We start from the raw sequence: 26,735 nt of genomic DNA, 5'->3' as shown, positions 1-26,735 counted from the left end.
TTGGACATACCGCCCACCTCCCAAATTGGCGGACGTCTCTACGTTACGAGGGGAGGCACACGGTACCCGTCCGCCACCATCCCCCAGACGATCGACCCGGCAACGAACACCCCGCCATACGCGGCCAGGATGCGCCCGAAGTTCGCGTCCGGCTGCAGCGTCGCCATCACGCCGTACAGCCCGAGCGCGATCACCCCGAACCCCACCCACACCCATCCCCGCTGCTCGCGCAGCCCTTGCCAAACGAGCCAGGCGCCGCCGATCTCGAACAGCGCGGCGACGACGAACAAGATGACGGAGCGGGGGATGAGTGTCGAGTCCACGGATTCACGGTACGACGACGGCCGTTGGCGCAGTCAGTCGCCGATCCGCCGTGACCACGTAGCCCCGTCGGACGTGAAGCCGACCCGTTCCAGATAGGCCGTCTCGCCGCGCCCGACTTCCTGGCCCACCAGGGCCAGAGCAGCCGAGCCGCCACCCGGACCGTCGTCGTCGTCCCCGGCGCCGCCGGCCCGCGCCCCCAGCACGGGCCGCAAAACCTCCCGCAACCCCGTCCGAGCCAGCGCCCCGGACTCCTTCCACACGAACTCGCCTGGCGTGAAGTCGCGGAACCGCAAGCTCACCCAGTCCAGCAGGACCGCCCCGACGCCGCCTCCGAGGTCGAGCACCTCGACCACTCCGACGGTCTCGTCGCCGCGTTGCACGAGGAAGGCATGGCGCCGCTCGTCGGCGGCCGGCTCGGCGCGGAACTGCGGCGCGTGCCCGGCGATGTCGTCGGCATGGACCCGCAGCACGTGGAGAAGGTACGCGTCGTCGGGCGCGACCTCGACGACGGCGTACGCCGCGGCGTCGTGGCGTTCACGGTTCAGGCGGATCAGCCAGTAGATGTTGATGAGGACGATCACGCCGTTCATCGCGAAGAACGGCCAGATCCCGACGATCCCGTTGTACAACGTCGCCAGCGCCGACCCGGTGAGGTTCAGCCAGCGGAAACGCAGCACGCGGGCCTGCATGAGCGACCAGACGACGAGTACGGTTCCCGCCCAGCCGCCGATCTCGAGGAGGAGGTTCACCTCCCGAGGTTAGACCGCCGACCCCGGTGCCGCCCCAGGCGCGGGGCATGAGGTTCCTTACAGGGAACGAGGCTGCTTTCACTTCACCCGCTTGAAGTGAAAGCAGTCTCATGCCTGACCTGCCGCTTCGGGCGCCGTCGTCCACCACCGAAAGTCGCGGCTTGAACTTGACGCGACGTCAACCTCTACAGTCGCATCCATGAGCTGGTCCATCCAGGAGATCGCCCGGATCGCGGGCACCACGAGTCGCACTCTGCGGCACTACGAGCAGGTCGGGCTGCTGGAGCCCGCGGGCCGCGCGCCCGGCGGCGCCAGGCGGTACGACCAGGACGCCCTGGTCCGGCTGCAGCGCATCCTGCTGCTTCGCGACCTGGGTATGGGGCTCGCCGACATCGGCGACGCCCTCCGCTCCGAGCCCGACGCAGCCCGCGCCCTGGCCGCACATCGCGACCAGCTGCGGGCGGAGCGGGAGCTGGTCGAGCGCCGGCTCGCCAGTCTGGACCGGACCATCGACGCGATAGAGAAAGGAGACAGCATCATGGCCGAGGACATGTTCGACGGGTTCGACCACACCCAGCACAAGGAGGAGGTCGAGCGCCGCTGGGGCACGGAGGCGTACGCGCAGGGCGACGCCTGGTGGCGCGGCCTCGGGCCCGAGGGGCAGAAGGAGTGGAAGGCGCGTCTGACGGCGCTCACCCAGGAATGGGTCGACGGCGCGTCAGCGGGCCTCGACCCCGCGGGCGACGAGGCGCAGGCGATCGCCGCCAAGCACGCCGACTGGCTCGCGGGAATCCCCGGCACCCCGGGCCACGGCGCGGAGGCGCCGACCAAGGAGTACCTGGTGGGCCTCGCGGAGCTGTACGTCGCGGACGAGCGCTTCGCGGCGAACTACGGCGGCGGCGAGGGCGCGACCTTCGTCCGCGACGCGCTGACGGTGTACGCGGACCGCAACCTGTAGGTCCGACGACGGACGAGCTGGCGCCGAACCGCAGTCAGGTGGCGATCCGCTCCCGCCGACCGCGCACCCACGCCGAACCGCAGCCGCCGTCCGGTCGCAGTTGCCGAGCCGCAGCTTGAATCGTGCCATCGACCGATTGGCACGATTCAAGCTGCGGCTCGACGCCCGGTCTTGGTGCCTGGCTGCGGTTCGGCGACCGTGGCCACCACCTGAGCGACGGTTCGACGCCCGGATGTGGCGTCGGGTTGCGATTCGGGATCGTGACCGCGGCCTGGGCGTCGGCGCGGCGCCGAACGAGGCCGGTCCGCGCGCCGCCCCCTTCACACCCCCGCCCCGACCTCCCGTGGCTCGCGAGCCCCCCGCATCCCCACCAGCACCCCCGCCGCCAGATACACCCCCGCGAGCACCGCGAACAGCCCCGGCGACCAGCCCATGTCCGGCACCACCGCAGCGGCCAGCGCCGCGGCGCCGACGAACGCCGCGTTGTACAGCACGTCGAAGAAGGCGAAGGCCCGGCCGCGGTACTCGTCGCCGGAGTCCCGCTGCACGATCGTGTCGACCGCGATCTTCGCCCCCTGGGCGGCCATTCCCAGCAGCGCGGCTGCCGTCAGCATCAGGATCAGCCCGGGCTCGACGGGTACGAGCAGTAGCTGCGACGCCGAGGCGACCACCAGCATGGTCGCGATCCAGCTCTGCGGCGCCATCCGCCGCCCGATCCACGCCGTCGCGATGATCGCGACGCCGCCGCCCACCCCGGTCGCTCCCACGACCTGCGCGAACACCGCCAACCCCGACGTCGAGTCCGCAGGGTCCGACAACAGGTTCCGCGCCATCAGGATCGACGCGATGAACACCACCCCGTAGCAGAGACGGTGTGTCGCCATGGCAAGCAGCGCCTGCCCGGGCGTGCGCCGCCCGGCAAGATAACGCGCCCCGTCGGCCAGTCCGCGCGCGACCAGGACGATCTCGCGCCCCACCCGGCCCGACACCGGCACCACCGGCCCCAGCTCTTCCCGCCGCAGCCGCAGCCCGAGCAGCGAGGCGCATCCCATCACGAGTGCCGCACAAGTGAGGGCGGTCGCGTCCTGCACCCGGCCCGGCGGCGCCAGCTGCGCGAGGACAAACGCCCCCAGCCCGCCGAGGAAGGCGGCGCCCGCGCCGAGCGTCGGCGTCAGGGCGTTGGCGGTGAGCAGCAGTTTCTTGTCCTCGACGACGAGTGGCAGTCCGGCCGACAGCCCCGCGAGCAGGAACCTGTTCACACTCAGCGCCGCGAGCCCGAGGACATAGATCCACACGGAAACGCCGTCGGCCACCATGAGGACGGCCATGGCTGCCGTGATCACCACGCGTACGGCGTTGCCGACCACGAGCACCTGCCGTCGCTGCCAGCGGTCGAGGAGGACCCCGGCGAACGGGCCGACGATCGTGAACGGCGCCAGCATCACCGCGAACGCACCGGCGATCGCGGGCGCGCTGCCCTGCGACTCCGGCGAGAAGAACAGCAGGTTCGCGAGGCCGACCTGGAACATGCCGTCGCCGGCCTGCGAGACCAGCCGCACCGCGAACAGCTTCCGGAACCCGGAGCGGGCGAGCAGCGCGCGCAGCTCGCGGAAGACGGACATGCCCCGAGCCTAGACGCTGGCCGACGGCGGCCGCGGGCGGGTGCGCGGATCCCGCGCGACGCGCACCCGGAACGCAGGTCCGCCCGAGCCTGCGCCGGTGCTCCGACGGTGAACATTCCGCGACTTACCGCGCGGTAACAGGCTTGAGGCGCCTCGTGAGGTCTGTCGCCCAGGTGCTAATATTCCGGCGTTCCAGCCAAAGGAGGCTTGCACATGTTTGCGCTCGACAGCATGGGTCTGATCGCAGTCGGCGTGATCGCGATCGTCATCGTCGGCTTGGCGGTCGGCGTGACTGCCCTGATCACGGTTGTGTCGAAGCGGGTCCGCAAGGACTGACGCCAAGGTCCAGGCGGGGCGGCCCGTTGAAGTACCGCCCCGTCCCGGCCCGTCGAAGGACTCGTGAGCTCGCGCTCAAGGTCCTTCGCACGACTGACAGCGTTGACAACCCTGCACACTTCCTCAGCGCACGAGAATCCCGGCCTCGCCCAACACCTCACGCACAGCGCCGAGCTGCCAGGCGCCGGATAAGGACCTGACCTCCGGAGATCCCTCTGAGTACGCTCGCAGCATGACGACACTCGGCTGCGCCCTCCTCCCGACCTTCTCGCCACAGCAGTACCTGCCGATCGCTCGCGCCGCCGACGATGCGGGCCTCGCGGAGATCTGTCTCTGGGAGGACTGCTTCAAGCAGACGGGCATCGCCGCCGCGGGGGCGATCCTCGCGAGCACCACCGCCCTCCGGGTGCAGCTCGGTGTGTTGCCGGTCCCGCTCCGGAACGTCGCGCTGACCGCGATGGAGATCGCCACGCTGGAGGGGATGTTCCCCGGGCGGCTGGAGCCCGGCATCGGGCACGGGGTGCAGAGCTGGATGGGGCAGGTGGGTGTGCGCGCCGCCTCCCCGCTCACGCTGCTGCGCGAGTACGCGACCGCGCTGCGCAGCCTGCTCGCCGGGGAACGCGTCACCGTCTCGGGCCGCTACGTGACGCTGGACGACGTCGCCCTCGACTGGCCGCTGACCACCGCCCCGCCGGTGATCAGCGCCGCCACCGGGCCCAAGACGCTGCGGCTGGTCGGTGAGGTGGCCGACGGCATCGCGCTCGACGGCGGCAACGGGCTGACCAAGCTGCGGACCGCCGTCGACACGGTCCGTAAGGCGTACGACGACGCCGGGCGCACCGACCCCTTCAAGGTGATCATCTCCGTGCCGACGGCCACCGGCCCGGGCGCCGCGGAGCGCGTCCGGGCCTGGCTGCCCAGCTGGGACCTGCCCGACGAGCCGGAGGAGTACTGCGTCTGGGGCGACTCCGCCGAGGAGATCGCGGACGGCCTGCGCACCTTCGCCGACCTGGGCGCGGACACGATCAACGTCCAGCCCCTGGAGTCGGAGCCGGACCCGGAGGCACTGGTCGGATTCCTGGGCCGGGAGGTCCGCCCGCTGCTGGCGTGAGCGGCGGCGCACCACCGGTTCCGTCCGCCCGGTCGGCTTTCTCGGAAGCGACCGATGGCGCGCGGACCACCTCCTGGCGCGCGAAGAGCCGTGTGGTACCGCCGGGTGATGTCCGACAGCCGGACTACGTTGGCCGGCATGAGCGAATCGGAAGCGGGCGATCGAATCGCCGACGAGGACTGGTACGCACGGGATCTGTCGGGAACCGCCTGGCAGGACACCACGTGGGTCGACGTCGACCTGACCGAGGCGACCGGCGTCGGTGCGACGTTCGAGGAGTGCACGTTCCGGGGCGTGAAGTTCAACGCCGCGTCGTTCACCGAGTGCGCGTTCACCGCGTGCATCTTCGACCGGTGCAACTTCTTCGACGTCACGTTCGAGCGCTGCAAGATGGTGGGTTCCGTGTTCAGCAACTCCAAGCTGGACCTGGTCAAGGCCGAGCGCGGGAACTGGTCGTTCGTCGATCTCACGCGTGCCGACATCGGTTCGGCACGGTTCGACGGCGTCCGGTTCCGCGAGGCGAACCTGCGCGAGCTCAAGGGGCGTGGAGCCGTGCTGACCGGTTGTGACCTGTCCGGCGCGGACCTCGAGCTCGTGAACCTGTCCGGCGCGACGCTGCTGGGCAGCGATCTGTCGGCCCTGGATCCGCGCACCGCCACGCTCGACGGCGCGATCATCACCCCGGACCAGGCGACAGTGCTGGTCGAGGCGCTGGGGCTGGTCGTCCGGCCGGCGTGACCGTCGGCGCTCAGCTCCACCGACCGCCGAGCATCGTCTCCCTCACCAGCGGCACTCCCGGCCGGTAGGCCAGGTGCAGGTACGACGGCGCGTCCAGCACCGCCAGATCCGCGCGGGACCCGACCCCCAGCCACCCGACGTCGTTCCGCCGCAGCGCGCTCGCCCCACCGGCCGTCGCCGCACGCAGGGCCTCCGCCGGCGACATCCGCATCTCCCGCACCGCCAGGGCCAGGGCGAACGGCATCGACGAGGAGAACCCCGACCCGGGGTTGCAGTCAGTGGCGATGGCGACGGTGACGCCCGCGTCCAGGAACCGGCGGGCGTCGGGGTACGGCTGCCGCGTCGAGAACTCGATCGACGGGAGCAACGTCGCGACGACGCCGGAGTCCGCGAGGTTCCGCAGGTCGTCGTCCGACGCGAACGTGCAGTGGTCCGCCGATGCCGCCCCGGTCTCGCACGCCACCTCGATCCCCGGGCCGTGGCCGAGCTGGTTCGCGTGGATGCGCGGGGCGAGTCCCGCGGCCGTCCCGGCGCGCAGGATCGTCCGCGCGGCGTCGGCGTCGAAGGCACCGCGCTCGCAGAACACGTCGATCCAGCGCGCGAACGGCGCGCAGGCGTCGAGCATGTCGCCGACCACCAGGTCGACGTACCCGGCAGGGTCGGTGTCCGGCGGGACCACGTGCGCGCCCAGGAACGTCGTCTCGGGCGTGAGCTCCCGCGCGATCCGCAGCGCCCGTGCCTCCTGGCCGACGTCGAGCCCGTAGCCCGACTTGATCTCGACGGTGGTGGTGCCCTGCCGCCGCATCTCGGCGACGAGCCGCCGGGCGTTGGCGCGCAGCTCGTCGTCCGACGCCGCGCGCGTGGCTGCCACCGTGGTCCGGATGCCGCCCGCGGTGTAGGGCCGTCCGGTCATCCGAGCCTCGAACTCGGCGGACCGGTCGCCGGCGAACACCAGGTGGGCGTGCGAGTCGACGAACCCCGGGATCACCGTGCGCCCGCCGAGATCACGAGCCTCGTCGGCAGCGGGCGCACCGGCCGCGGGCCCGGTCCACACGACGGATCCCTCATCGATGACGACGGCGGCATCGTGCACGATCCCGAGATCGTCGCCGGCCCTCCTTGACGGGGCAGCATCCCCGGTGAGGACTGCGCTGCCGTCCGGCCGAGCCTCCACGGCCGGAGCGCCCCAGACCGGATCATTCGTGACCAGCTCGCCGATATTCGTCAGTAGCAGGCTCATCGCGTGTTCTCCCCGCTGGAAGCGGTCACCGACGGCCTCGTGATCAGGTCCGAGAGCGCGTCCGCCAAGGCGTCCACTCCGGCGAGCGCGTCGGCCGTGGTGATCGATTCCTCCGGTGAGTGGGAGACGCCGGTCTCGTTCCGCACGAACAGCATCGCGGTCGGGATGCCGGCTTGCTGGAGGAGCCCGGCGTCGTGCCCGGCGCCGGTCGGGATGACGGGAACGCCGGCGCCGGAGGCCGGCGCCCGCAGCGGATGCCGATGGTTCGCCGGGCCTCGCTCCGTCTGGTCGGGGCTGGTCCCGCTCCGCTCCTTCCCGTCCCGGCCTGCCGGAGCTCCCTGGTCCGACGACGCCCCGAGCGCCTCGGCCAGCCTGCTCGTGAGGCCCGGGTCGAAGACCACCTCTCCCGAGACCGACTCTGCGGTCACCTCGAGGGTCGTCCCGTCGGCCACGGCCCGCTCGCGGGCGGCACGCTCCACCTCTCGCAGTAGCTCCGCCAGCTCCCCGTCGGACGATGCCCGCGCGTCCAGCCAGGCGCTCACCCGCGAAGGGATCGCGTTGGTGCCGCCCGGCCGCACGTCGAGGCGGCCGAACGTCGCGCGACGGATCGCGTCGCCGACGCCGTCCCGCGCACGGGCCGCGGTGTCGGCCGCGAGCGAGGTGGCCGCGTACGTCAGCATCGGGTCGCGGCGGTCGGCCATGCGGGTGGCGCCGGCATGGTCGGCGTGGCCGCAGAAATCGAACCGGTAGCGGCCGTGCGGCCAGATGGCGCTCGCGAGGCCGACCGGCGCGTCGTCGCGCAGCGCCAGGTCGCGCCCCTGCTCGCAGTGCAGTTCGACGAAGCAGGAGACGCCGTCGAGCAGGCCGGTCGCATCGGCGTCACCGGTGCCGATCGCGTCGTCGTCCCCGGCGATCACGTCGCCGAGCGCGATCCCGTCGCGGTCGCGCAGTTCGCGGGCGTCGGCCCAGCCGATCTGCCCGGTCGCCAGGCGTGAGCCCAGGCAGGCAAGGCCGAACCGCGACCCCTCCTCCTCGACGAACACGCCGATGCCCAGCGGGACGCGGGGCTCGACGCCGCGCTCGCGCAGCACGTCGATCGCGGCGAGGGACGAGACGACGCCGAGCGGCCCGTCGAACGCACCTCCGTCCAGCACGGAGTCCAGGTGCGACCCGGTGAGGACGGCGCCATCCCGCCCGCCGCCGTCGTCCACGGGGTCCCACCAGGCGATGGTGTTGCCGAACCGGTCGGACTCCACGCTGAGTCCGCGGGCTCGCGCCGCCTCCTCGAACCATGCCGCCGCCTCGCGTTCCGCGGTCAGGAACGGCTGCCGGAAGTATCCGCCGGTCCGGGCCGACCGCCCGAGGGGCTTCAGGTCACGCCACATCTGCTCGAAACTCACCGCCCCATTGGAACATCCGCTTGGCTCCACCCGACTGGCCCGCGGCTCGCCGGTTGGCCTCCGGCTCACCGGCTGGCCCGCGGCTCCCGGCCCAGCCTGCGCTTCCCCGCTCGCCCCGCGCCTCCCCGCGGTCCGTCACCCCGTCCTCCCCCGACTTTTCGTGCGGTCCGTGCCGGGCGGGCGGCGGGCGGCCATGGGGGCCGCGCCGGTGGGGTCGCGTCACCCACCGACGCGGCGTCTTGGGGTGCGCCGAGAGGCACGGCACCCGACGTGGTGCCGTGCCCCCCGGGTCCTGATCGGGGAGGCGGGGGTCTCGACCCGACCGGTCAGGGAGGAGCTGCCTCGAAAGCCGGTACTGAGGATCAGCACGTGTTCGAGGCCTCCTCCTGCATCGAAAGCTCTGTCGTCCATCGTGGTGGCGCACGTGTCCAGGTCCGAGGCGAACTCGTCCCGCTCGACGGTGCACGCCCCGTCATCGACACCCGTATTCCACCAGAGCCCGCGACCCGAAGAAATGGGCAGAGCTACCCATGGACACGGCTGCTGACTCGGGGAGAAGAGGCGCGATGGCTCCTCCGCGCGACCCGACGAGGAGCCCGCCACGCCACCGGCCGGCCCGTGCTGACCGACCTCGCCGCGACCGACGTCGGACAGTCCGCGTAACCTCGCCTCCATGGACGGAGCACGCACAGTCCGCGCAACCCGCGGCACCGAACTCACCGCCCGCAGCTGGCAGACCGAAGCCCCCCTGCGGATGCTCATGAACAACCTCGACCCCGAGGTCGCGGAACGGCCCGACGACCTCGTGGTCTACGGCGGCACCGGCCGTGCCGCCCGCTCCTGGCCCGCCTACGACGCCATCGTCCGCACCCTCACCGACCTGCGCGAGGACGAGACCCTCCTGGTCCAGTCCGGCAAACCGGTCGGCGTGCTGACCACGCACGAGTGGGCGCCACGAGTACTCATCGCGAACTCGAACCTCGTGGGGGACTGGGCGACGTGGCCCGAGTTCCGCCGCCTCGAACAGCTCGGCCTCACGATGTACGGGCAGATGACCGCCGGATCCTGGATCTACATCGGCACCCAGGGGATCGTCCAGGGTACCTACGAGACCTTCGCCGCCGTCGCCGAGAAGAAGTTCGGCGGCAGCCTCGCCGGAACCCTCACCCTCACCGCCGGCTGCGGCGGCATGGGCGGCGCACAGCCGCTCGCCGTCACGCTCAACGGGGGAGTGTGCCTGATCGTCGACGTCGACCCCGGCCGGCTCGCACGGCGCGTCGAGCACCGCTACCTCGACGAGGTCGCCGACTCCGTGGACGACGGCGTCGCCCGGGCGCTCGCGGCCAAGGCCGAGGGACGCGCCTGGTCGGTGGGCGTGGTCGGGAACGCCGCCGAGGTGTTCCCGGACCTGCTGGCCAAGGGCGTGGACATCGACATCGTCACCGACCAGACCTCGGCGCACGACCCGCTGTCCTACCTGCCGCTCGGCGTGGCCCTGGAGGACTGGGCCGCGGAGGCCGAGAAGGACGCTGCCGGCTTCACCGACCGGGCCCGCGAGTCCATGGCCCGGCACGTCGAGGCCATGGTCGGCTTCCAGGACGGTGGGGCCGAGGTGTTCGACTACGGCAACTCCATCCGCGACGAGGCCCGCCAGGGCGGCTACTCCCGCGCCTTCGACTTCCCCGGCTTCGTCCCCGCCTACATCAGGCCGCTGTTCTGCGAGGGCAAGGGCCCGTTCCGCTGGGCCGCACTGTCCGGCGACCCGAAGGACATCGCCGCGACCGACCGCGCCATCCTCGACCTCTTCCCCGACCACGACCGCCTCCACCGCTGGATCCGCGGCGCCCAGGAGACGATCGCGTTCCAGGGCCTGCCCGCCCGGATCTGCTGGCTCGGCTACGGCGAGCGCGACAAGGCCGGCCTCGCGTTCAACGAGCTCGTCGCGTCCGGCGAGGTCAGCGCCCCGCTCGCGATCGGGCGCGACCACCTCGACGCCGGGTCGGTCGCCTCGCCGTACCGCGAGACCGAGGCCATGGCCGACGGCTCCGACGCCATCGCCGACTGGCCGTTGCTGAACGCGCTGACGGCGGCATCGTCCGGCGCCACCTGGGTGTCGCTGCACCACGGCGGGGGCGTCGGCATGGGCCGGTCCATCCACGCCGGCCAGGTCTCGGTGGCTGACGGCACGCCGCTCGCGGCCCAGAAGCTGGAGCGCGTCCTCACCAACGACCCGGCCATGGGCGTCCTCCGTCACGTCGACGCGGGCTACGACCGCGCCACCGAGGTCGCGGCGGACCGCGGTGTCCGGATCCCGCGATGACCGTCGTTCTCGGCAGGGAGTGACGGATGAGTACCTGGTTCTGTGAATGGGCCTGGGTCGGGGGCGATCAGGCCGCCGGCAACGTGGTGATCCGCACCGAGCGCGGGCGTGTCACCGAGGTGACCGCCGGCGTCGTCGAACCGCCCGGTCAGGCCATACGGCTGCGCGGCCTCACCCTGCCCGCGTTCGCCAACGCCCACTCGCACGCCTTCCACCGCGCACTCCGCGGCAGGACGCACACGGTGGACGACGACGGTCGTGGCAGGCCTGGTCACGGCGGCGCCGGATCCTTCTGGACCTGGCGCGAACAGATGTACCGGGCCGCCGATCGGCTCGACCCGGACTCGTACTATCGGCTCGCCCGGGCGCTGTACGCCGAGATGGTGCTGGCGGGATACGGCGTCGTCGGCGAGTTCCACTACCTGCACCACGCGCCCGGCGGGCGGCGCTACACCGACCCCAACGCGATGGGCGAGGCGCTCGTCGCCGCCGCCGCCGACGCCGGGATCCGCCTCACTCTGCTCGACACCTGCTACCTCACCGCGGGCGTGGCCGGCGAGGCGCTGGAGGGTGTCCAGCGCCGTTTCGGCGATGCTGACGCGGAAGCCTGGGCGGATCGCGTCGATTCCATCGCCCGCTCTCACCTCGCCGAGATGACGTCCGCCGCGACAGGCGACCCACCCCGCCGACGGATGCCGGGCCAGGCGCCAGGGACCGCTCCCGCGGCGGATGACGGTCGGTCCGGCGGCCTGGTCCGGATCGGGGCGGCGATCCACTCGGTGCGCGCGGTGCCTCCGTCGGACATGGGGATGGTCGCGGAGTGGGCGGCCGCCCACGATGCGCCGCTGCACGTCCATCTCTCCGAGCAGCCCCGGGAGAACGAGGACTGCCTCGCCGCCCACGGCCGGACCCCTACCGCCCTGCTCGCCGAGCACGGCGCGCTGACCGCGCGCACCACCGCGGTCCACGCGACACACCTGACCGGCGCCGACATCGCCCAGCTCGCCTCGTCCGGAACCCGGGCCTGCGTCACCCGCACCACGGAACGAGACCTGGCCGACGGCGCCCCCGACCTCGGCCGGATGGTCGGCGCGGGGATCGGGCTGTGCGTCGGCTCGGACAGCAATGCGATCGTCGATCCCTTCGAGGAGACGCGTGGCCTGGAGCTGGACGAACGCAGCCGCACTCTCGGCCGAGGCCACCTCGGCGCGGCAACCCTGCTCCACGCTGCCACCGCGGGAGGCTACGCCTCGCTCGGCTGGACGGATCACGCCGCGGATCCGCGGCGGAACCATCGGGCCGACGGCCGGGCCCGTCCCGCCGAGGGGGCAGGCAGTCCGCTCCTCCCGGGCGGGGGGAGCGGTGCGGCCGATGCGCCGGGCGCGCGCGGGGGCGGGATCGCCGTCGGGGACCTGGCGGACTTCACGACCGTGTCCCTCGACTCGATCCGCCTCGCCGGCTGGACCCGCGACACCCTCCTCGACCACGCCACCTTCGCCGCCACGTCCGCCGACGTGACGGACACGATCATCGCCGGCCGCCACATCGTCCAGGACCGCGTCCACGATTCCGTCCCCGACCCGGCCGCCGACCTCCACCATCAGATCCGCGCGCTCCTGTACCAACCCTGACCTGCACCGTCATACCGTGCGCCGGACCTCCAGGTGGACCCGGGTGACTCACCGCGACCCCGAGAGCCGGGGCCCGGATCAGGGAAAGAACCGGGGGAGCACCCGATACCGTCAGGCCTCGGCGCGCCATAGCGTGAGGGCATGACCACGCAGACACTTTCCCGGCCTCGCCAGGGCCGCATGATCGCCGGAGTGTGCGCGGGCGTCGCGAGGCGCTTCGGGTGGAACGTCACCCTGGTGCGCGTGCTGACCGTCGCCTCGATCCTGCTCCCCGGCCCGCAGGTGCTGGCCTACATCATCTTCTGGATCCTCATGCCCAACGACGACTGATCGGTGCCCGCCGTATGGTCGAGGGCTTGGCGAGTAGTCGGTCGTTTTGCGTGTGGTCGGTCAAGTGATTGGCCGACCATGCGCCGAACCCCCGACCACCCGCCAAAACCCCGACCAGCCTGCCGAGCCGGGGCGCCTCGCCGGGCCACGGCAGTCCAGCGGCCCACCGGCCCCGCCGGGCTGAGCCGGCCCACCGGCCCCGCCGGCCCGCCGTCCCGCGCGGGCCTCACCACCCCGCCGGGGCCAGAACCTTCCTGATCCGCTTCTCGCTGATCGGGCCGTCCGTGCCGAGTTGCTGGGCGAACAGGCTCACCCGGAACTCCTCGAGCATCCAGCGGACCTCCGCCAGCTCCGCGCCCCGCGCCGCGTCGGGAGTCCCGTTGGCATGAGCAGCACGAGCCTTCTCCCACGCCTGCGTCACGTCGCCGACCCGCCAGGCGAGGTCCGCGTCCCGGGCCGGGTTCTCGCTCGCCTTCGCCAGCCGGTGGGACGCCGCGCGCAGATAGCGCACGAGGTGCGGCAGCCTGCGCGGCGGCGTCCGCGACACGAACCCGTCGTGGATCAGTCCGGCCGCGTGCTCGCGCAGGTCCTGGAGCACCTGCAGCAGGGCGAGGCTGGACTGCCCCCGGATCTCCCCCTCCAGCGACCGGTACGCGGACAGCGCCGCCACCACATGCCCGACCACGCGGTACACCTCGTCCTCCAGGTGCTGTCGCACGTGGTCGCGGGCCGCCGCGAAGCCGGCCTCGCTCCGGATCGTTGCTGCATCCGGCCCGCCGGGCGGGGTGTCGTACCGCCGCTCGGCATCCGGAACGGTCAGGCCGACGACGGCGGCCAGCTGCAGATCCGTGACCAGCGAGTCCGTGTCCCCATAGGGGCTGGACGCCATGGTGAGCGACTGCGTTCCCGACCAGCGTGACGTGATCCGCGCCGTCGGCAGAGCCGTCTCCTGCAGCAGCAGGCGCCGCACCCCGGCGGCATGCGTCTCGTCCCGCGCGGACTCGTCGGCCAGGATCCGCAGCGCGACGGCAGTGGCCCGTGACTTGCCCTTCGTCTTCGGCCCGCGTTCCTCGACGAGCGCCGGGTACCCGTGCACGACGACGCCCCCGCCGACGTCGGTCGCGACGACCTCCGGCAGCACCCCACCGGTCAGCCCTTCGGGCCATCCGGTGAGATTCTCTCGCTCGGCGACCACACCGGCGGACCGGGAAGATGTTCCTCCCGCGGAGTCTTGCGTCCCGGCCGCGTCCTGCCGCGAGGCTGATCGGTCCACCTTGGAGGGGGCACCTGTCCCGCCAGGACCTCCCTGCCGGGGGAGTACTGTCCCCCCGGAGCCCCCGGACCGGGACAACGGCTCTGATCCGCCACCCACTCCCGGAGTATTCGCCTGAGCCTCCGCCAGCGCATGGCCGACCGCACCGCGAACCGCCGCGCGGACCGCGGACTCGGCCCGCTTCGCGAGCTTGCGCTGGAGCAGAAGCAGGTCCTTCGACTCGTCGAGGACGACGGCGTTCGCGCTCTCCCGCCCATCTGCCGCCGACTCGCGGCCGCGCGCACTCGCCCCAGGGTCCGAGCCGCGCCTGCCGCTCGGATCCTTGCCGGTGCCCGAGCCTTGTCCGCGACTCGGCTTCCCGCGCTGACCGTCACCCCGGCCGCCGTCGCCCCCGGAACCACGCGCCTCGAACACCCGGAACGTCATGCGCAGATGATCCGGCAGTCGCTCGACCCGCTCCGACGTCCAGACGTCGTCCGGGATGACGATCCCGCGGACGGCTCGCACCGCCAGCGAGAAGGCGGCGGTGAACGGCTCGGCCATGCCGCCGGCGCGGGCCATGTCCTCCCAGGCCGGGCATTCCGCGCGCAGCCATGCCGAGATCTCGCGGGCACAGTCGGGCGCGGGGACGAGGTCACGGCGCACGGCCTTGGGCAGCGACTTGATCGTGGCGACGCAGAGGTCCTCCAGCAGCCCGGGCACCATCCAGTCGAACCCGTCGGGCACGACCCGCGGCAGCACCGACACCGGGATGTGCACGGTGACGCCGTCGGCCCCGGAGCCGGGCGCGAACTGGTAGGTGAGCGGCAGCGACAGGTCGCCCTGGGGCCAGACCTCCGGGAACGCGTCCGTGTCCACGGACGCATCCCCGACCAGCAGGTCCATCGTGAAGGTCAGCAGGTCGGGCTGCTCGCGCCGGGTCGGGTTCCACCACTTGTCGAAGTGCGCCGCCGACACCACGTGATCGGGTACGCGCTCGTCGTAGAAGGCGAAGAGATCGTCCTCGGACGCGACGATCCCTCGCCGGCGCGTCCGGGCCTCCAGCTCGCTCGCCTCGTCGAGGAGCCGCCTGTTCTCCGCGAAGAACTTGTGGTGCGTGGTCCAGTCGCCCTCGACGAGCGCGTGCCGCAGGAACATCTCCCGCGCCGCCTCGGGATCGACGCGCGAGTACAGCACCTTGCGGTCCGCGACGATCGGCACGCCGTACAGCAGGACCTTCTCCGTGCACATCGCCGCACCACGCTTCGTGGACCAGTGCGGCTCGGAGTAGGTGCGACGCGCGAGCGGCCCCGCCAGTTCCTCGGCCCACTCGGGCTGGATCCGCGCGACGTCGCGCGCCCACAGCCGCGACGTCTCCACGAGCTCGCCCGCCATGATCCATGCCGGCGGCTTCTTGCTCAGCGGCGAACCGGGGAAGATCGCGAACCGCGCCCCCCGCGCGCCCACGTACTCGTTGCGCGCCTGCTTCGTCGCCCGCCGCAGCGCCCGCTCACGAGCCTCACCCCGCAGATGCGCAACGGCGCTCGCCTTCACCTCACCCGTGTCCTGCATCCCGACATGCGACAGCAACCCGGCAAGCAGCGCCCGGTGAATCGTGTCCCCATCCCACTGCTTCTTCTCCAAGCCAGCGGCAGTCTGCGCCCCCGTCCCCGCCTCCGCACCACCAGGCACGGCCCGCGCCGCCCCGACGGAAGCCCGGTACGCCATGACGATCCCGAGAGGTTTCGACATCTCCCGCAGCTGCGCGACCACGTCCTGCCACTCGCGGATCCGCAGGAAGTTCAGGTACTCCGCCTTGCACAGCCGCCGGAACGCCGAGCCCGACAGCTCATGCTGCTGCTCGCGCACGTACTCCCACAGGTTCAGGTACGTCAGGAAGTCCGACGACGGGTCGCGGAACCGTGCGTGCTGCTGGTCGGCCTGCTCCCGCTCCTCGGCGGGCCGCTCGCGCGGGTCCTGGATCGACAGCGCTGACGCGATGATCGCGACCTCGCGCGCCACGCCGAGCTTGTCGCCCTCCACCACCATGCGGGCCAGCCGCGGGTCCATCGGGAGCTGCGCGAGCATGCGGCCCACAGGGGTGAGCCGCGTCCGGGGCGCGCCGGCGCGATCGCGTTCGTCGTCGCCCGGAGCGGGCTCTGCCCTCTCGCGTTCACTATCGACTCCGCGTTCTCCGTCGTCCCTGGATCGGCTGGTGCGCCTGCGGTCGGCGTCGTCCGTGGAGTCGCTGGTGCGCTTGCGACCGGCGTCGTCCCTGGGTTCGCCGGTGCGCCAGCGACTGCCGTCGTCCGTGGAATCGTCTTTGCGCTCGCGACCGGCGTCGTCCCTCGTACGGTCCGCGCGCCCACGCCCGCCGTCTGACGTCGTCTCCAGGGCCCCGAGTTCCGTGAGGAGCTGGACGCCGTCGCGGACCGCGCGCGTGTCCGGCGGCTCGACGAACGGGAAGCGGGCGACGTCGCCGGGCGACTCGGCGACCCCCACCGACACCATCTGCAGCAGCACGCTCGCCAGGGACGTGCGCAGGATCTCCGGCTCGGTGAACTCGGGCCGGCTCTCGAAGTCGTCCTCGGAGTAGAGCCGGATCGCGATGCCGTCCGCGACGCGGCCGCAGCGCCCGGCGCGCTGGTTGGCGCTCGCCTGCGACACGGGCTCGATCGGCAGCCGCTGCACCTTGGTCTGCTTGGACCAGCGGCTGATCCGCGCCGTCCCGGGGTCGACGACGTACCGGATGCCCGGCACCGTCAGCGACGTCTCGGCCACGTTGGTCGACAGCACGATCCGCCGGTGCGAGTGCGACTGGAACACCCGGTGCTGCTCGGCGCTGCTGAGCCGCGCGTACAGCGGCAGGATCTCCGTGTACCGGGGATTGCGGTTGTCGGTGGCCCGGTCGCGCAGATGACCCGCGAGGCCGTCGGCGGTGTCGTGGATCTCGCGCTCGCCGGAGAGGAACACGAGGATGTCGCCGGGCCCCTCACGCATGAGTTCGTCGCAGGCCTCGATGATGCCGGTGACGAGATCCTTCTCCTCGCCGCGTTCGGCAGCCTTCGACCTCGATCGCCGACCGCCACGCCCGTTCCCCGCGTCCGACGGCGGTCTCCGGTCGCCCTGGGCGGGCCCGGAACCCTGGGTGCGTGGTACGCCGCGACCGTCGTCGGCCCCGGCTGACGTGGCCCGCTGATCGTCCGGGACGAGCGGGCGGTATCGCACCTCGACGGGGTAGGTGCGCCCTGTCACCTCGACGACGGGCGCCTGGTCGGGCAGCGCGTTGACGACGATCTCCGGTGCCCCACCGCGCTCCGCCAGTGCCGCGGGGGAGAAGTGCCGGGCGAACCGCTCGGAGTCGATCGTCGCGGACGTGATGATCAGCTTCAGGTCCGGACGCCGCGGTAGCAGCCGGGCGAGGTACCCGAGCAGGAAGTCGATGTTCAGGGACCGCTCGTGGGCCTCGTCGACGACGATCGTGTCGTAGGCGAGCAACTCGGGGTCGCGCTGGATCTGGGCGAGGAGGATGCCGTCGGTCATGACCTTGACGAGGGTCTCGTCGGTCGACCTGTCCGTGAATCGCACCTGGTAGCCCACGGTGTCGCCGAGGTTCGTGCCCAGTTCCTCGGCGATCCGCTCGGCGACGCTGCGGGCAGCGATCCGGCGAGGCTGCGTGTGCCCGATCTGGCCGGTGCGGCCACGGCCGAGGTCGAGCAGGATCTTGGGGATCTGCGTGGTCTTGCCGGATCCGGTCTCGCCGGCGACCACCACGACCTGGTTCTCCGCGATCGCGCGGGAGATGTCGTCGCGCCGCGCGGAGACGGGAAGTTGCTCGGGGTAGGTGATGGGCGGCACGACGACGGCCCTGCGCTTCGCGGCCGCCCGGTCCAGTTCTGCCTGGGTGATCCGCTGGGGCCGCGCTTCACGGGAGCCGCCCCGTCGGCCACCCTCCCGCCGGCGACCGCCCCGCTGCCCGCCCCGTCCGGAGCGCGGCCGATCGGATCGGCGCTCGTCGGGTCGCGGCTCGTCGGCGCGGTCCCCGCTGGTTCGCTCCCTGCCGGCTCGGTTTCCGCCGGTCGGGTTCCCGTCGGTTCGATGACCGCGGGATCCGGCATCGGCGGGAGCAGGAGTTTCGTCGCCAAACCGCACCGATCCGGCGTCGGACATGCTGGTGGGGGATGGCTTGCTGCTCACGACCCACCATTCTCTCAGCCCCCGCAACCTGATTACGCGGCGCGTCCGCACTCCGCGCGCTACGGAGGCATGGTCGGGGGTTTGGCGTGTGGTCGGTCAAGCACTTGACCGACCACACGCCAAACCCCCGACCTGCTGTGGCCGTGGTCGGCTCGCGGCGCCGACCACCCCGGGCAGCCCCGGGAACTCCGACTGTCGGAGGCGGGTGCCCGTCAGTACGAGCAGTAGTTGAGGTAGGTCTGGGCGGCCGACTTCTCCGCCGGGTCCATCGAGAGGTCCCAGCGGTACTTGGTGTGGATCACCATCTTCGCGAAGGCGCACCGCTTGCTCGACAGCGGCGGCACCCACTCCGCGATGTCCTTGGCGCCCTTGGACGAGTTGACCTCGGTGGTGACGGCGATGAGCTGCGGGCCGTCGAGGTCGTTGGCGAAGGCCTGGCGGCGGCTCGTGGACCACGAGTTCGCCCCGGAGTCCCAGGCCTCGGCGAGGGCGACGACGTGGTCGATGGAGATCTGGGACGGGACGGTGCGGGTCTGGCCGTCGAACTGGCTGTACCAGCTACCGGAGTCCGGGTAGCAGTCGGCGCCGACGACGACGTTGCTGCCGTCGCGCTTCAGCACCACCTCGCGGGTGTTGCAGTTGTTGCCCTGGTTGCTCCAGTGCGGGAACTTGTCCCGGCTGTACCCGGTGCGCGGGCCCTCGGCCTCGACGGTGATGGCGTTCAGCTCCGCCTGGACCTGCGACTTCGACGGGATGTCCGGCGGGTAGGCGTAAGCCTGGTTCGGCAACGCGAGCGACGCGAGGACGAGGAGGGAGGTAAGGGCCGCGACGAGCGCGACCCGGAGGTTCATGGACGACGACGTAGCGGGCTGGGCCTGCATTATTGGGGGTTCCCTTCCGAGAACTGTACTGGCGCTTTGCCAGGCCCGATGCTTCCCGTGACGCGTGTCGACGCGATGACAGATGGGTGAAATAGTAGGGATATTTTGGATGCTGGACGGCGCGCATCAGAACGCCACGAGCGGGGGAACCCGTGGCGCTCTGAATCCGGTTCACATGCCGGAGCGGCCGGCCTCGAGGCCCAGCCAGAAGCCGAGACCCACGAGGAGCAGGGCACCGACGGTCGACAGGATCGACAGGACGAGGCCCCACTTGGCCAGGAAGAGGTCGAAGCCCTCCTTGCCGGCCTTCACGACGGCGACGGCGTTCACGATCACGCCGACGAGCGGGATGTAGGCCAGGAAGAAGCCCACCAGGCTGAAGACGACCGTCTGCGGGTCCTCCTCCTCGCCGTCGTCGGCCTTGGCGACGTCGCTCTGGGTCGCCTCGGTGACGGCGTTCGCGAGCTTCTCGGCGGCGTCGTCGGCCTTGCCCTCGGTGGTCTCGGAGGTGTTGGTCTCGGTGTCAGGGGAGGTCATGCGAAAGTGCTCCTCGAACGGGGACCTCAAGGGCCCTCTGGGTTGGTAGCTAGGACCGTTGTGTCCCATCGGTCGGCCATATTGTGATGTATCAGGTATAGCTAGCGCCAGGTTAGTGGTCCCCGACGCGGTGAGTCTCATCGCATCCGTCGTGTCGGGGCACACTGGCACCATGATCACGTCACACGCATCGGCCACCCCGGCGACCCCGGGTTCCGTGCCGGCGAACCTCACCACCGTCGACCTGACCGGCGACCCGCTCACCGCCGAGCAGGTCGTCGCCGTCGCCCGCCACGGCGCCCGCGTCGTCCTCACCGGCGACGCCCGCACTCGCATGGCCGCGACCCGGCAGATCATCGACGACCTCGCGCACGATCCCCGGCCGCACTACGGCGTGTCCACCGGGTTCGGCGCGCTGGCCCGCACCCACATCCCGGCCGACCGCCGCATCGACCTGCAGCGCAGCCTGGTCCGCTCGCACGCCGCCGGAACCGGGCCGGAGGTGGAGCCCGAGGTGGTCCGCGCCCTGCAGCTCCTGCGCCTGAACACCCTGGCCACCGGCCGCACCGGGGTGCGGCCCGGGACGGCGCAGGTCTACGCCGACATGCTGAACGCCGGGATCACGCCGGTCGTCCGCGAATTCGGATCCCTCGGCTGCTCCGGCGATCTCGCACCCCTGAGCCATGTCGCCCTCGCCGCCATGGGCGAGGGAGAGGTCCGGGTCGTTCGCCCCGCAGGAGGCGGTCCGACGACGGAGGCCGGGCACAGCGCGCCCGCGCCCGCCGTCGTCCCTGGGGCGGCCGAACCGGGCACACCTGGTCTCCCCGCGTCCGCCGTCGTACCCGGAGCTGCCGAGCCCGGGCCGCTCCGGCCGGCCGCCGAGGCCCTGGCCGAGGCGGGTATCACCCCCGTCACCCTCGCGGAGAAGGAAGGGCTCGCCCTCATCAACGGCACCGACGGGATGCTCGGCATGCTCGTCCTCGCCCTGCACGACCTCCGCAACCTGCTGGCCACCGCCGACGCCGCGGCCGCGCTCAGCGTCGAGGCGCTGCTCGGCAGCGACGCCCCGTTCGCCGAGGACCTGGTCGCGCTCCGGCCCCACCCGGGACAGGCGGCATCGGCGGCGAACCTCCGCGCCCTGCTCGCGGACAGCGGCATCATGGCCAGCCACCGCGACACCTACGAGGACGGATCCCCCGTCTGCACCCGCGTCCAGGACGCCTACTCCCTGCGCTGCGCCCCGCAGGTGCACGGCGCGGCGCGCGACACGCTGGACCACGCGGCGGCGGTCGCGGACCGCGAGCTCGCCGCCGCGATCGACAACCCGGTGGTCACGCCGGACGGCCGGGTGGAGTCCTGCGGCAACTTCCACGGAGCCCCGGTCGGCTACGCGCTCGACTTCGTCGCGGTCGCGGTCGCCGACGTCGCGAGCATCTCGGAGCGCCGTACCGACCGGCACCTGGACAAGCACCGCAACGACGGGCTGCCGCCGTTCCTCGCGCACGAGGCGGGCGTCGACTCCGGGCTGATGATCGCCCAGTACACGGCCGCCGGGATCGTCAGCGAGCTGAAGCGGCTGGCGATGCCCGCGAGCGTCGACTCCATCCCGAGCTCGGCCATGCAGGAGGACCATGTCTCCATGGGCTGGGCCGCCGCCCGCAAGCTGCGCAAGGCGGTCGACGGGCTCGGCCGGGTCCTCGCGATCGAGATCATGACGGCCTGCCGTGCGCTCGACCTGCGGCTCGCGGAACGGGGCGTAGGCGAGGAGCAGCGCCGGGCCGCGTCGTCGCCCCTGCCGGTCTCCGCGTCGTCCTGGGGCCCCGAGCGGATCGCGCCGGGTACGCGTGCGGTGTACGACGTCGTTCGCGGCGCGGTGGACGGCCCCGGTGCTGACCGTGTCCCGGCGCCCGAGATCGACGCGGTGACGAGCCTGGTCACGGCGGGAGCCCTCGTGGAGGCCGCCGGGGGTGCCGTCGGGCCGTTGCGCTGACGTGCTCCCGGACCGGCGATTGCTGCCCTGAACGTGCGGTCCCTTGATCGCCTCGGCAGACAATGACACGATCGATGGCCGGGGCGAGTGCCGAAGGCGCTCGACCCGGTCGGGACGCAGTACCGGCCACGCCGCTCATCGGGCACCGGTCGGTGTCAGTGGTGTATGCGAAGATGCGAGCGCGCAGGACGAGGTCGAGATGGCGACGGAGCTGAGCGAGCGACGGAGCCGTGTCGGTCTCCCATCGACGTAGGGGGAGTGCCCATGAGCAGCCCGAGCGATTCCTCTGGTGGGGAACGCGCGGACGGTGCCGACGAGGCGCCGGAAACCGTGCTGCCCGGGACTGCGGTTCCTGGGGCCGGGGCGAAGGGCCGGCGGTTCCGGCTGCCCGGCGCCGCCTTCGTGCGTGCGCACCGCCGCGGACTGCGGCGGATCTCGGCGGCGGCGGTGGGCGCGGCGGTCGCCGTGGCCGTGCTGTTCGGCTCGGGCGGAAGCCTGCCGCAGGGCGGAGTGGGCTATGCCGACGCGCCACTCCGTTCGTACGCGGCCTCCGGGGAAGCATCCGTCGTAGCCGTCTCCGGCAAGAACATCACGATCGACCAGGTGCTCGGGGTCCTGGAGCGCGCGCACCGGCTCGCGGTCGAGCAGGGCGCGTCGATGGACCCGCAGGTCGCTCAGGCTGCCGCCGAGCTCGGCATGCTGTACACGACCTACCGGGTGCAGCAGGAGGCGATCCGCGCCGCGTCGGGGATCCTGGACCCGCGTGACGGGTCCGTGGTCGGCGGGACGGGCAGCCGCGACGGTGCCGAGGAACTCGGTGGCGAGGGGGACGAGGGACAGGGCGGTGACTTGCCGGGAGGGACCGTGGACGTCGGGTCCGCGACCGAGGCCTCACACGTCCGCGGCGTGAACGACGAACCGGTCGACGATCCCGGTACGGGCGGCTCGCACGACCACGAGGCCGGGACGGACACCCACGATCACGCCACGCTGGTCACGCGCGAGGACCTCGTGCTCGCGGCACAGCGGCTCGCGCTGCTCATGGACCCGAGCGCGGCGGACGCCCTCATCGTCGCCCCGGTACCGGCGACCGGCGCGGGCAGCGCGGCCGGTTCCGGTGACCCGGGCCTGCGGCAGAACCTGGTGTCGATCGTGGATGCGTTCGGCGGGTCCACGGCCGGGTTCGCGAACGGGCGCATCCCGGTCGCGGTCCTCTGCTCTCTCGAGTTCGCGCCGGGCCACCGCCTGCGCTGCGATGCGGCCGAGCGGCTCACCGCGCTCAACGAGGAGTACGAGAAGCGGTTCGGCCGCAGCATCCCGATCACCGACTCGTACCGGACGTACGAGGCGCAGGTGACACTGCGCGCGACCAAGCCGGCCCTGGCCGCGATCCCCGGTACCTCCAACCACGGGTGGGGGATCGCCGTCGATCTCGGCGTGCCGATCAACACGGGCCTGAGCGCCGAGTACGCGTGGCTGCGCGTGCACGGACCGGACTACGGCTGGGACAACCCGGGGTGGGCCCGGCTGGACGGCTCGAAGCCCGAGCCGTGGCACTTCGAGTTCTTCGCGGCCGGGGTCATCCCCAACCGCGCACTGGACGTGTCGGACATCGGTACGGAGGACGACCCGCGATACCGGCCGCCGGAGAAGCCGAAGCCCGGCGACGAGCCCGACGCGATCCCCGCCAAGGACACCAAGGGCTCGAAGGACGGCGGCAAGGGCTCCGGGTCGGGCGACCCGAGCAAGGATCCGGGGGATGGCTCGCCTCCCTCGTCCAAGCCGCCGGAGCCGTCGCCCAAGCCGACCCCGTCGCCGAGCAAGCCGAAGCCGAGCCCGTCGCCTTCGCCCTCGCCCAGCGAGGAACCGACGCCGACCCCGTCGCCCTCGCCCTCGCCGACCGAGGAACCGACGCCGACTCCGTCCCCCTCGCCCAGCGAGGAGCCGAGTCCGTCGCCTTCGCCCAGCGAACCCGGCGAAGAGCCGAGCGACCCGGGTGATCCGGACGACGAGCCGGGCGAGCCGAGCGGCGAGCCCACCGAGCCGGGGGATCCCGGCGACGACTCCGGCGAGTCCTGTGACGAGTCCACGGACGAGTCCGGTGAGCCGGGCGACGACGACGGCACCGCGGGCGAGGAGCCGGGCGACGGCTCCGATGACGACTCCGGCTCCGGTGACGGTGCGGAAGAGGACCCCTCGTGTGACGCGGGCGACGGCGGCACGGGTGACGACGGCGAGCCGGACACCGAGCAGTCGGAGCAGTCCGAGCCGTCCGACGAGCCTTCGACGCGCACGGACGCGATGACCGCCGTCGTCGGCTCGACCACGGCAGCAGCGCTCGCCCGCCGGAGGGACGAGGACGGTCAGGACTCCGAGGGCGAGGACTCCGACGGTGAGGAGTGACGGCGAGGATTGTTCTCGCAGCCCGATCGTGCCGGGCCGTGGGCTGCTGGTCGTGCGTCACCAAGGCCGGCGGCGAAGACACCGGCGTCGGGCCAGCCATCTGACGAGCCAGATCTGAACCGGGCGCCCGCGCACCGCTGAGACTTCGGGGTCGCGACGGCGCTGGGATACCGGGGATTCATGCACACGATCTACAGTGCACAGTGATGAGCGTCGACCCTTCGGATGCCGAGAAAGCCGCCGGTGATCCGCGGCGGTTCCTCCGTGTCGGCCGCCTCGAGACGTTGCCCCGCCGCCGGCGCGACAAGATCGCGGTCACGCGGTACATCGCGACGCAGGCGCTTCCGCTTCTCCTGGAACCTGTCGGCGAGCGAGAACTCACCGACCGTCTGACCCGCTTCGCACGTGATCCTGTCGGTCTGCGACGGGCGATGGTAGACCTCGGGCTCGTCACGCGGACGCGGGACGGCGCCGAGTACTGGCGCACCGAGCGCACCGAGTACGACACCGACGATGCGGCGGACGCACTTCCCCTGGCGACCAGAATTCTCGAGCAAGAGTTTGACCAAAACTCGGAGGAGTCATGAGGAATACGGCGAGGGTGGCAACAGTGGGAACTGTCGCCCGCGGCGGCTCGTTGGCGCAGTGTCACGTGATCTTGACTTCGCGCAACGTGAACGTAACCGGTCAGGACTGGACTCTTCGGTCCGTTGGGTGAAGACTCGAACCCAGTCGAATTCCTGCCCTGCGCATCACGGTGAAGTGGCTTTGCGTCAAGGGCACGTCAAATATCGGTCGAAGCACTGACAACGGAGTGTACGAAGACATGGATCCTCTCCCGAGCTCTTCCGACCCCGCAACAGAGCCCGGACGCCCCGGCTCCGGGATCACCTGCCGACATGTGTACGACGGCTCGATCCTCACCCTCTGGGGCGAGGTCGACGCTCAACTCAGGGAAGCCGCCAGCCAGGCGATGGCCTCCCTCGCCTCCCGTCCCGACCCCGCGCCCGTGGTCGTCGATGCGCGGGACGTCACCTTCATCGACTCCTCCGGGGTCGCGTTCATCCTCCAGGTCTTCGTGCTGGGCGAGGAGACAGGGTCGACGGTGACCCTGCGTGATCCCTCGGCCGAGGTCATGCGAGTCCTGGACATGGTCGGGATCTCGGAGCACCTGCTCATGGAGGAGAAAGCGACCGCCTGACGGTCCGCGTCGTCGAGGAGGTCGGGCAGCGCCGCCGTCGACCACCTCGGCGATCTCCCCTCCACATCCGGTTCCACACCGGCCGTGAGACCGATTCCGGCGGTCGGTTCCACGGGTGGCACCCTGTGGTCGTGACCAACGACGTCAGAGTGAACTGGGCAGGCAACCTCACCTACTCGGCCGGTGCGGTCGTACGGCCGAGCACCCCGCAGGAACTCTCGGACCTGGTCGGCGGGGCCGACAAGGTCAAGGCACTGGGCTCGCGGCACTCGTTCTGCGACGTCGCGGACACCACGGGTACCCATGTGCTGCTCGACGCGTACGACGACGGGCGCCCGGCCGTCGTCGTCGACCCCGACAGCGGCGTGGCGTCGCTGCACGCCGGGCTGCTGTACGGCCAGGCGGGCACGGCACTGCTGGAACAGGGCCGGGCCCTGCGCACGATGGCGTCGCTCCCGCACATCTCGCTGGCGGGAGCGATCGCCACCGCGACCCACGGCTCGGGGGACACGAACGGGTGTCTCGCGAGCGACGTCGTCGGGCTGGAGATCGTCACGGCCGACGGCGAGGCACGGACCCTGCGCCGCGGCGACGCGGACTTCCCGGGCGCGGTCGTCGGCCTCGGGGCGCTCGGCGTCGTGACGCGCGTCGAGATGGCCACCGACCCGGCGTTCGAGGTCAGCCAGGACGTCGTCGTCGACCTGCCGTGGGAGGCATTGCTCGCCGACCTCGACACGGTCACCGGCTCGGCGTACTCGGTCAGCTCCTTCACCCTCTGGGACGAGGCCACCGTCTCGCAGGTCTGGCTGAAGTCGCGGGCGGACGGCCCCGCCGTCCGGGAGGGCCGGGACCCCGCCGCCGGCTCGGTGCGGCCGCTCCGGCCGGCCCGGGACATCCTGCTGGACCTGGGCGCGCGGGACGCCGCCGGCCCGATGCATCCGTTGCCCGGCGAGGACCCCGCTGCCTGCACCGTCCAGGGCGGCGTGCCCGGCCCCGCACACGAGCGACTCCCGCACTTCCGCGCGGAGCACACCCCGTCGACGGGCGCCGAGCTCCAGTCCGAGTACCTCGTGCCGCGCGAGCGCGCGGCCGAGGCGATCGGCGCGATGCGCGGTCTCGGTCCCAAGATGGCGCCCCTGCTGTTCGCGAGCGAGATCCGGACCGTCGCGGGCGACGACCTCTGGCTCAGCCCGTTCGACGGCGACACCCTCGCCCTGCACTTCACCTGGCGGCCCGACGCCGACGCGGTCCGGGCCGTGCTGCACGACATGGAGGACGTGCTGCTCCCGCTGGGTGCTCGCCCGCACTGGGGCAAGATCTTCGTCGCGCCGCCCGCAGAGGTCGCGGCGATGTTCCCCCGCTTCGACGACTTCGCCGCCCTGGCGGGCCGCCTGGACCCGCGGGGCAAGTTCCGCGGCGGCTACCTCATGGAGATCCTTCCGGCGTAGGCGCTGCGGTCGGCCGCTTGTCGGGGCAGGTCGGTCCGATGTCGAGAAGTCGGTCCCCCGAGCGACC

19 protein-coding genes and 1 pseudogene are annotated in these 26,735 nt (G+C 72.0%); 12 read left to right on the top strand and 8 right to left on the bottom strand.

Annotated features, from left to right (window positions below):
* Nucleotides 1–59: 59 nt before the first annotated feature.
* A pseudogene (locus ACYVK5_RS03260) lies at nucleotides 60–323 on the bottom strand (YnfA family protein); the annotation flags it as partial.
* A gap of 33 nt (nucleotides 324–356) precedes the next feature.
* Complete coding sequence (locus ACYVK5_RS03255) at nucleotides 357–1,073, bottom strand: hypothetical protein (RefSeq protein ID WP_460701856.1); 717 nt, start codon at nucleotides 1,071–1,073, stop codon at nucleotides 357–359.
* A gap of 199 nt (nucleotides 1,074–1,272) precedes the next feature.
* On the opposite strand from ACYVK5_RS03255, the gene ACYVK5_RS03250 reads away from it, so the two are divergent.
* Complete coding sequence (locus ACYVK5_RS03250) at nucleotides 1,273–2,031, top strand: MerR family transcriptional regulator (RefSeq protein ID WP_460701855.1); 759 nt, start codon at nucleotides 1,273–1,275, stop codon at nucleotides 2,029–2,031.
* Nucleotides 2,032–2,351: 320 nt separating this feature from the next.
* Here the strand turns inward: ACYVK5_RS03250 and ACYVK5_RS03245 are convergent, their stop codons facing one another.
* A complete protein-coding gene (locus tag ACYVK5_RS03245; RefSeq protein ID WP_460701854.1) occupies nucleotides 2,352–3,653 on the bottom strand; it encodes an MFS transporter in 1,302 nt (433 codons plus the stop codon).
* A 213-nt stretch (nucleotides 3,654–3,866) separates the two neighbouring features.
* Here ACYVK5_RS03245 and ACYVK5_RS03240 point away from each other — a divergent pair, with 213 nt between their 5' ends.
* From ACYVK5_RS03240 to ACYVK5_RS03230, 3 genes are all read left to right on the top strand, one after another.
* Nucleotides 3,867–3,989, top strand: coding sequence for a hypothetical protein (locus ACYVK5_RS03240; protein WP_460701853.1), 123 nt, complete (start codon nucleotides 3,867–3,869; stop codon nucleotides 3,987–3,989).
* Between the two features lie 232 nt (nucleotides 3,990–4,221).
* Nucleotides 4,222–5,100 (top strand): LLM class flavin-dependent oxidoreductase, encoded by an 879-nt coding sequence (locus tag ACYVK5_RS03235; RefSeq protein WP_460701852.1) that lies wholly within the window; start codon nucleotides 4,222–4,224, stop codon nucleotides 5,098–5,100.
* Between the two features lie 138 nt (nucleotides 5,101–5,238).
* Nucleotides 5,239–5,838 carry a pentapeptide repeat-containing protein gene (locus ACYVK5_RS03230; protein WP_460701851.1) on the top strand — a complete coding sequence of 200 codons (600 nt, stop codon included), beginning with the start codon at nucleotides 5,239–5,241 and terminating at the stop codon, nucleotides 5,836–5,838.
* Nucleotides 5,839–5,848: 10 nt separating this feature from the next.
* On the opposite strand, the gene hutI is transcribed toward ACYVK5_RS03230, so the two are convergent.
* On the bottom strand, nucleotides 5,849–7,078 hold the full coding sequence (hutI, locus tag ACYVK5_RS03225) for an imidazolonepropionase (RefSeq protein ID WP_460701850.1): 1,230 nt from the start codon (nucleotides 7,076–7,078) through the stop codon (nucleotides 5,849–5,851).
* On the bottom strand, nucleotides 7,075–8,478 hold the full coding sequence (locus ACYVK5_RS03220) for an allantoate amidohydrolase (RefSeq protein ID WP_460701849.1): 1,404 nt from the start codon (nucleotides 8,476–8,478) through the stop codon (nucleotides 7,075–7,077). The genes hutI and ACYVK5_RS03220 overlap by 4 nt, the downstream gene beginning before the upstream one ends.
* A 673-nt stretch (nucleotides 8,479–9,151) precedes the next feature.
* Here ACYVK5_RS03220 and hutU point away from each other — a divergent pair.
* The 3 genes from hutU to ACYVK5_RS03205 all read left to right on the top strand — a co-directional run bounded on the left by hutU (nucleotide 9,152) and on the right by ACYVK5_RS03205 (nucleotide 12,759).
* Nucleotides 9,152–10,798, top strand: coding sequence for a urocanate hydratase (hutU, locus tag ACYVK5_RS03215; RefSeq protein WP_460701848.1), 1,647 nt, complete (start codon nucleotides 9,152–9,154; stop codon nucleotides 10,796–10,798).
* Nucleotides 10,799–10,824: 26 nt separating this feature from the next.
* Nucleotides 10,825–12,429, top strand: a complete 1,605-nt coding sequence (locus tag ACYVK5_RS03210) for a formimidoylglutamate deiminase (RefSeq protein WP_460701847.1) — start codon at nucleotides 10,825–10,827, stop codon at nucleotides 12,427–12,429.
* A 141-nt stretch (nucleotides 12,430–12,570) separates the two neighbouring features.
* Complete coding sequence (locus ACYVK5_RS03205; RefSeq protein ID WP_460701846.1) at nucleotides 12,571–12,759, top strand: PspC domain-containing protein; 189 nt, start codon at nucleotides 12,571–12,573, stop codon at nucleotides 12,757–12,759.
* Nucleotides 12,760–12,985: 226 nt separating this feature from the next.
* Here the strand turns inward: ACYVK5_RS03205 and ACYVK5_RS03200 are convergent, their stop codons facing one another.
* The 3 genes from ACYVK5_RS03200 to ACYVK5_RS03190 form a co-directional block, all read right to left on the bottom strand.
* Nucleotides 12,986–18,181, bottom strand: a complete 5,196-nt coding sequence (locus tag ACYVK5_RS03200; protein WP_460701859.1) for a DUF3418 domain-containing protein — start codon at nucleotides 18,179–18,181, stop codon at nucleotides 12,986–12,988.
* 239 nt (nucleotides 18,182–18,420) lie between these two features.
* Nucleotides 18,421–19,059 (bottom strand): GmrSD restriction endonuclease domain-containing protein, encoded by a 639-nt coding sequence (locus tag ACYVK5_RS03195; RefSeq protein ID WP_460701845.1) that lies wholly within the window; start codon nucleotides 19,057–19,059, stop codon nucleotides 18,421–18,423.
* Between the two features lie 201 nt (nucleotides 19,060–19,260).
* Entirely contained in the window at nucleotides 19,261–19,626 is a 366-nt protein-coding gene (locus tag ACYVK5_RS03190) for a hypothetical protein (RefSeq protein WP_460701844.1), read from the bottom strand.
* A gap of 172 nt (nucleotides 19,627–19,798) precedes the next feature.
* Here ACYVK5_RS03190 and hutH point away from each other — a divergent pair, with 172 nt between their 5' ends.
* The 5 genes from hutH (at nucleotide 19,799) to ACYVK5_RS03165 (ending at nucleotide 26,668) form a co-directional block, all read left to right on the top strand.
* Nucleotides 19,799–21,616: a histidine ammonia-lyase gene (gene hutH / locus ACYVK5_RS03185; RefSeq protein ID WP_460701843.1), complete on the top strand. Its 1,818-nt coding sequence runs from the start codon at nucleotides 19,799–19,801 to the stop codon at nucleotides 21,614–21,616.
* Between the two features lie 264 nt (nucleotides 21,617–21,880).
* Complete coding sequence (locus tag ACYVK5_RS03180) at nucleotides 21,881–24,019, top strand: M15 family metallopeptidase (protein WP_460701842.1); 2,139 nt, start codon at nucleotides 21,881–21,883, stop codon at nucleotides 24,017–24,019.
* A 206-nt stretch (nucleotides 24,020–24,225) separates the two neighbouring features.
* A complete protein-coding gene (locus tag ACYVK5_RS03175; RefSeq protein ID WP_460701841.1) occupies nucleotides 24,226–24,606 on the top strand; it encodes a DUF2087 domain-containing protein in 381 nt (126 codons plus the stop codon).
* Between the two features lie 239 nt (nucleotides 24,607–24,845).
* Nucleotides 24,846–25,220 (top strand): STAS domain-containing protein, encoded by a 375-nt coding sequence (locus tag ACYVK5_RS03170; protein ID WP_460701840.1) that lies wholly within the window; start codon nucleotides 24,846–24,848, stop codon nucleotides 25,218–25,220.
* 131 nt (nucleotides 25,221–25,351) lie between these two features.
* Complete coding sequence (locus tag ACYVK5_RS03165; RefSeq protein WP_460701839.1) at nucleotides 25,352–26,668, top strand: D-arabinono-1,4-lactone oxidase; 1,317 nt, start codon at nucleotides 25,352–25,354, stop codon at nucleotides 26,666–26,668.
* Nucleotides 26,669–26,735: the final 67 nt, after the last annotated feature.

This window comes from Myceligenerans halotolerans (genome assembly GCF_054782975.1).
Note: the sequence above shows the minus strand (reverse complement) of the source record. Positions and strands in the feature narration are given on the sequence as shown.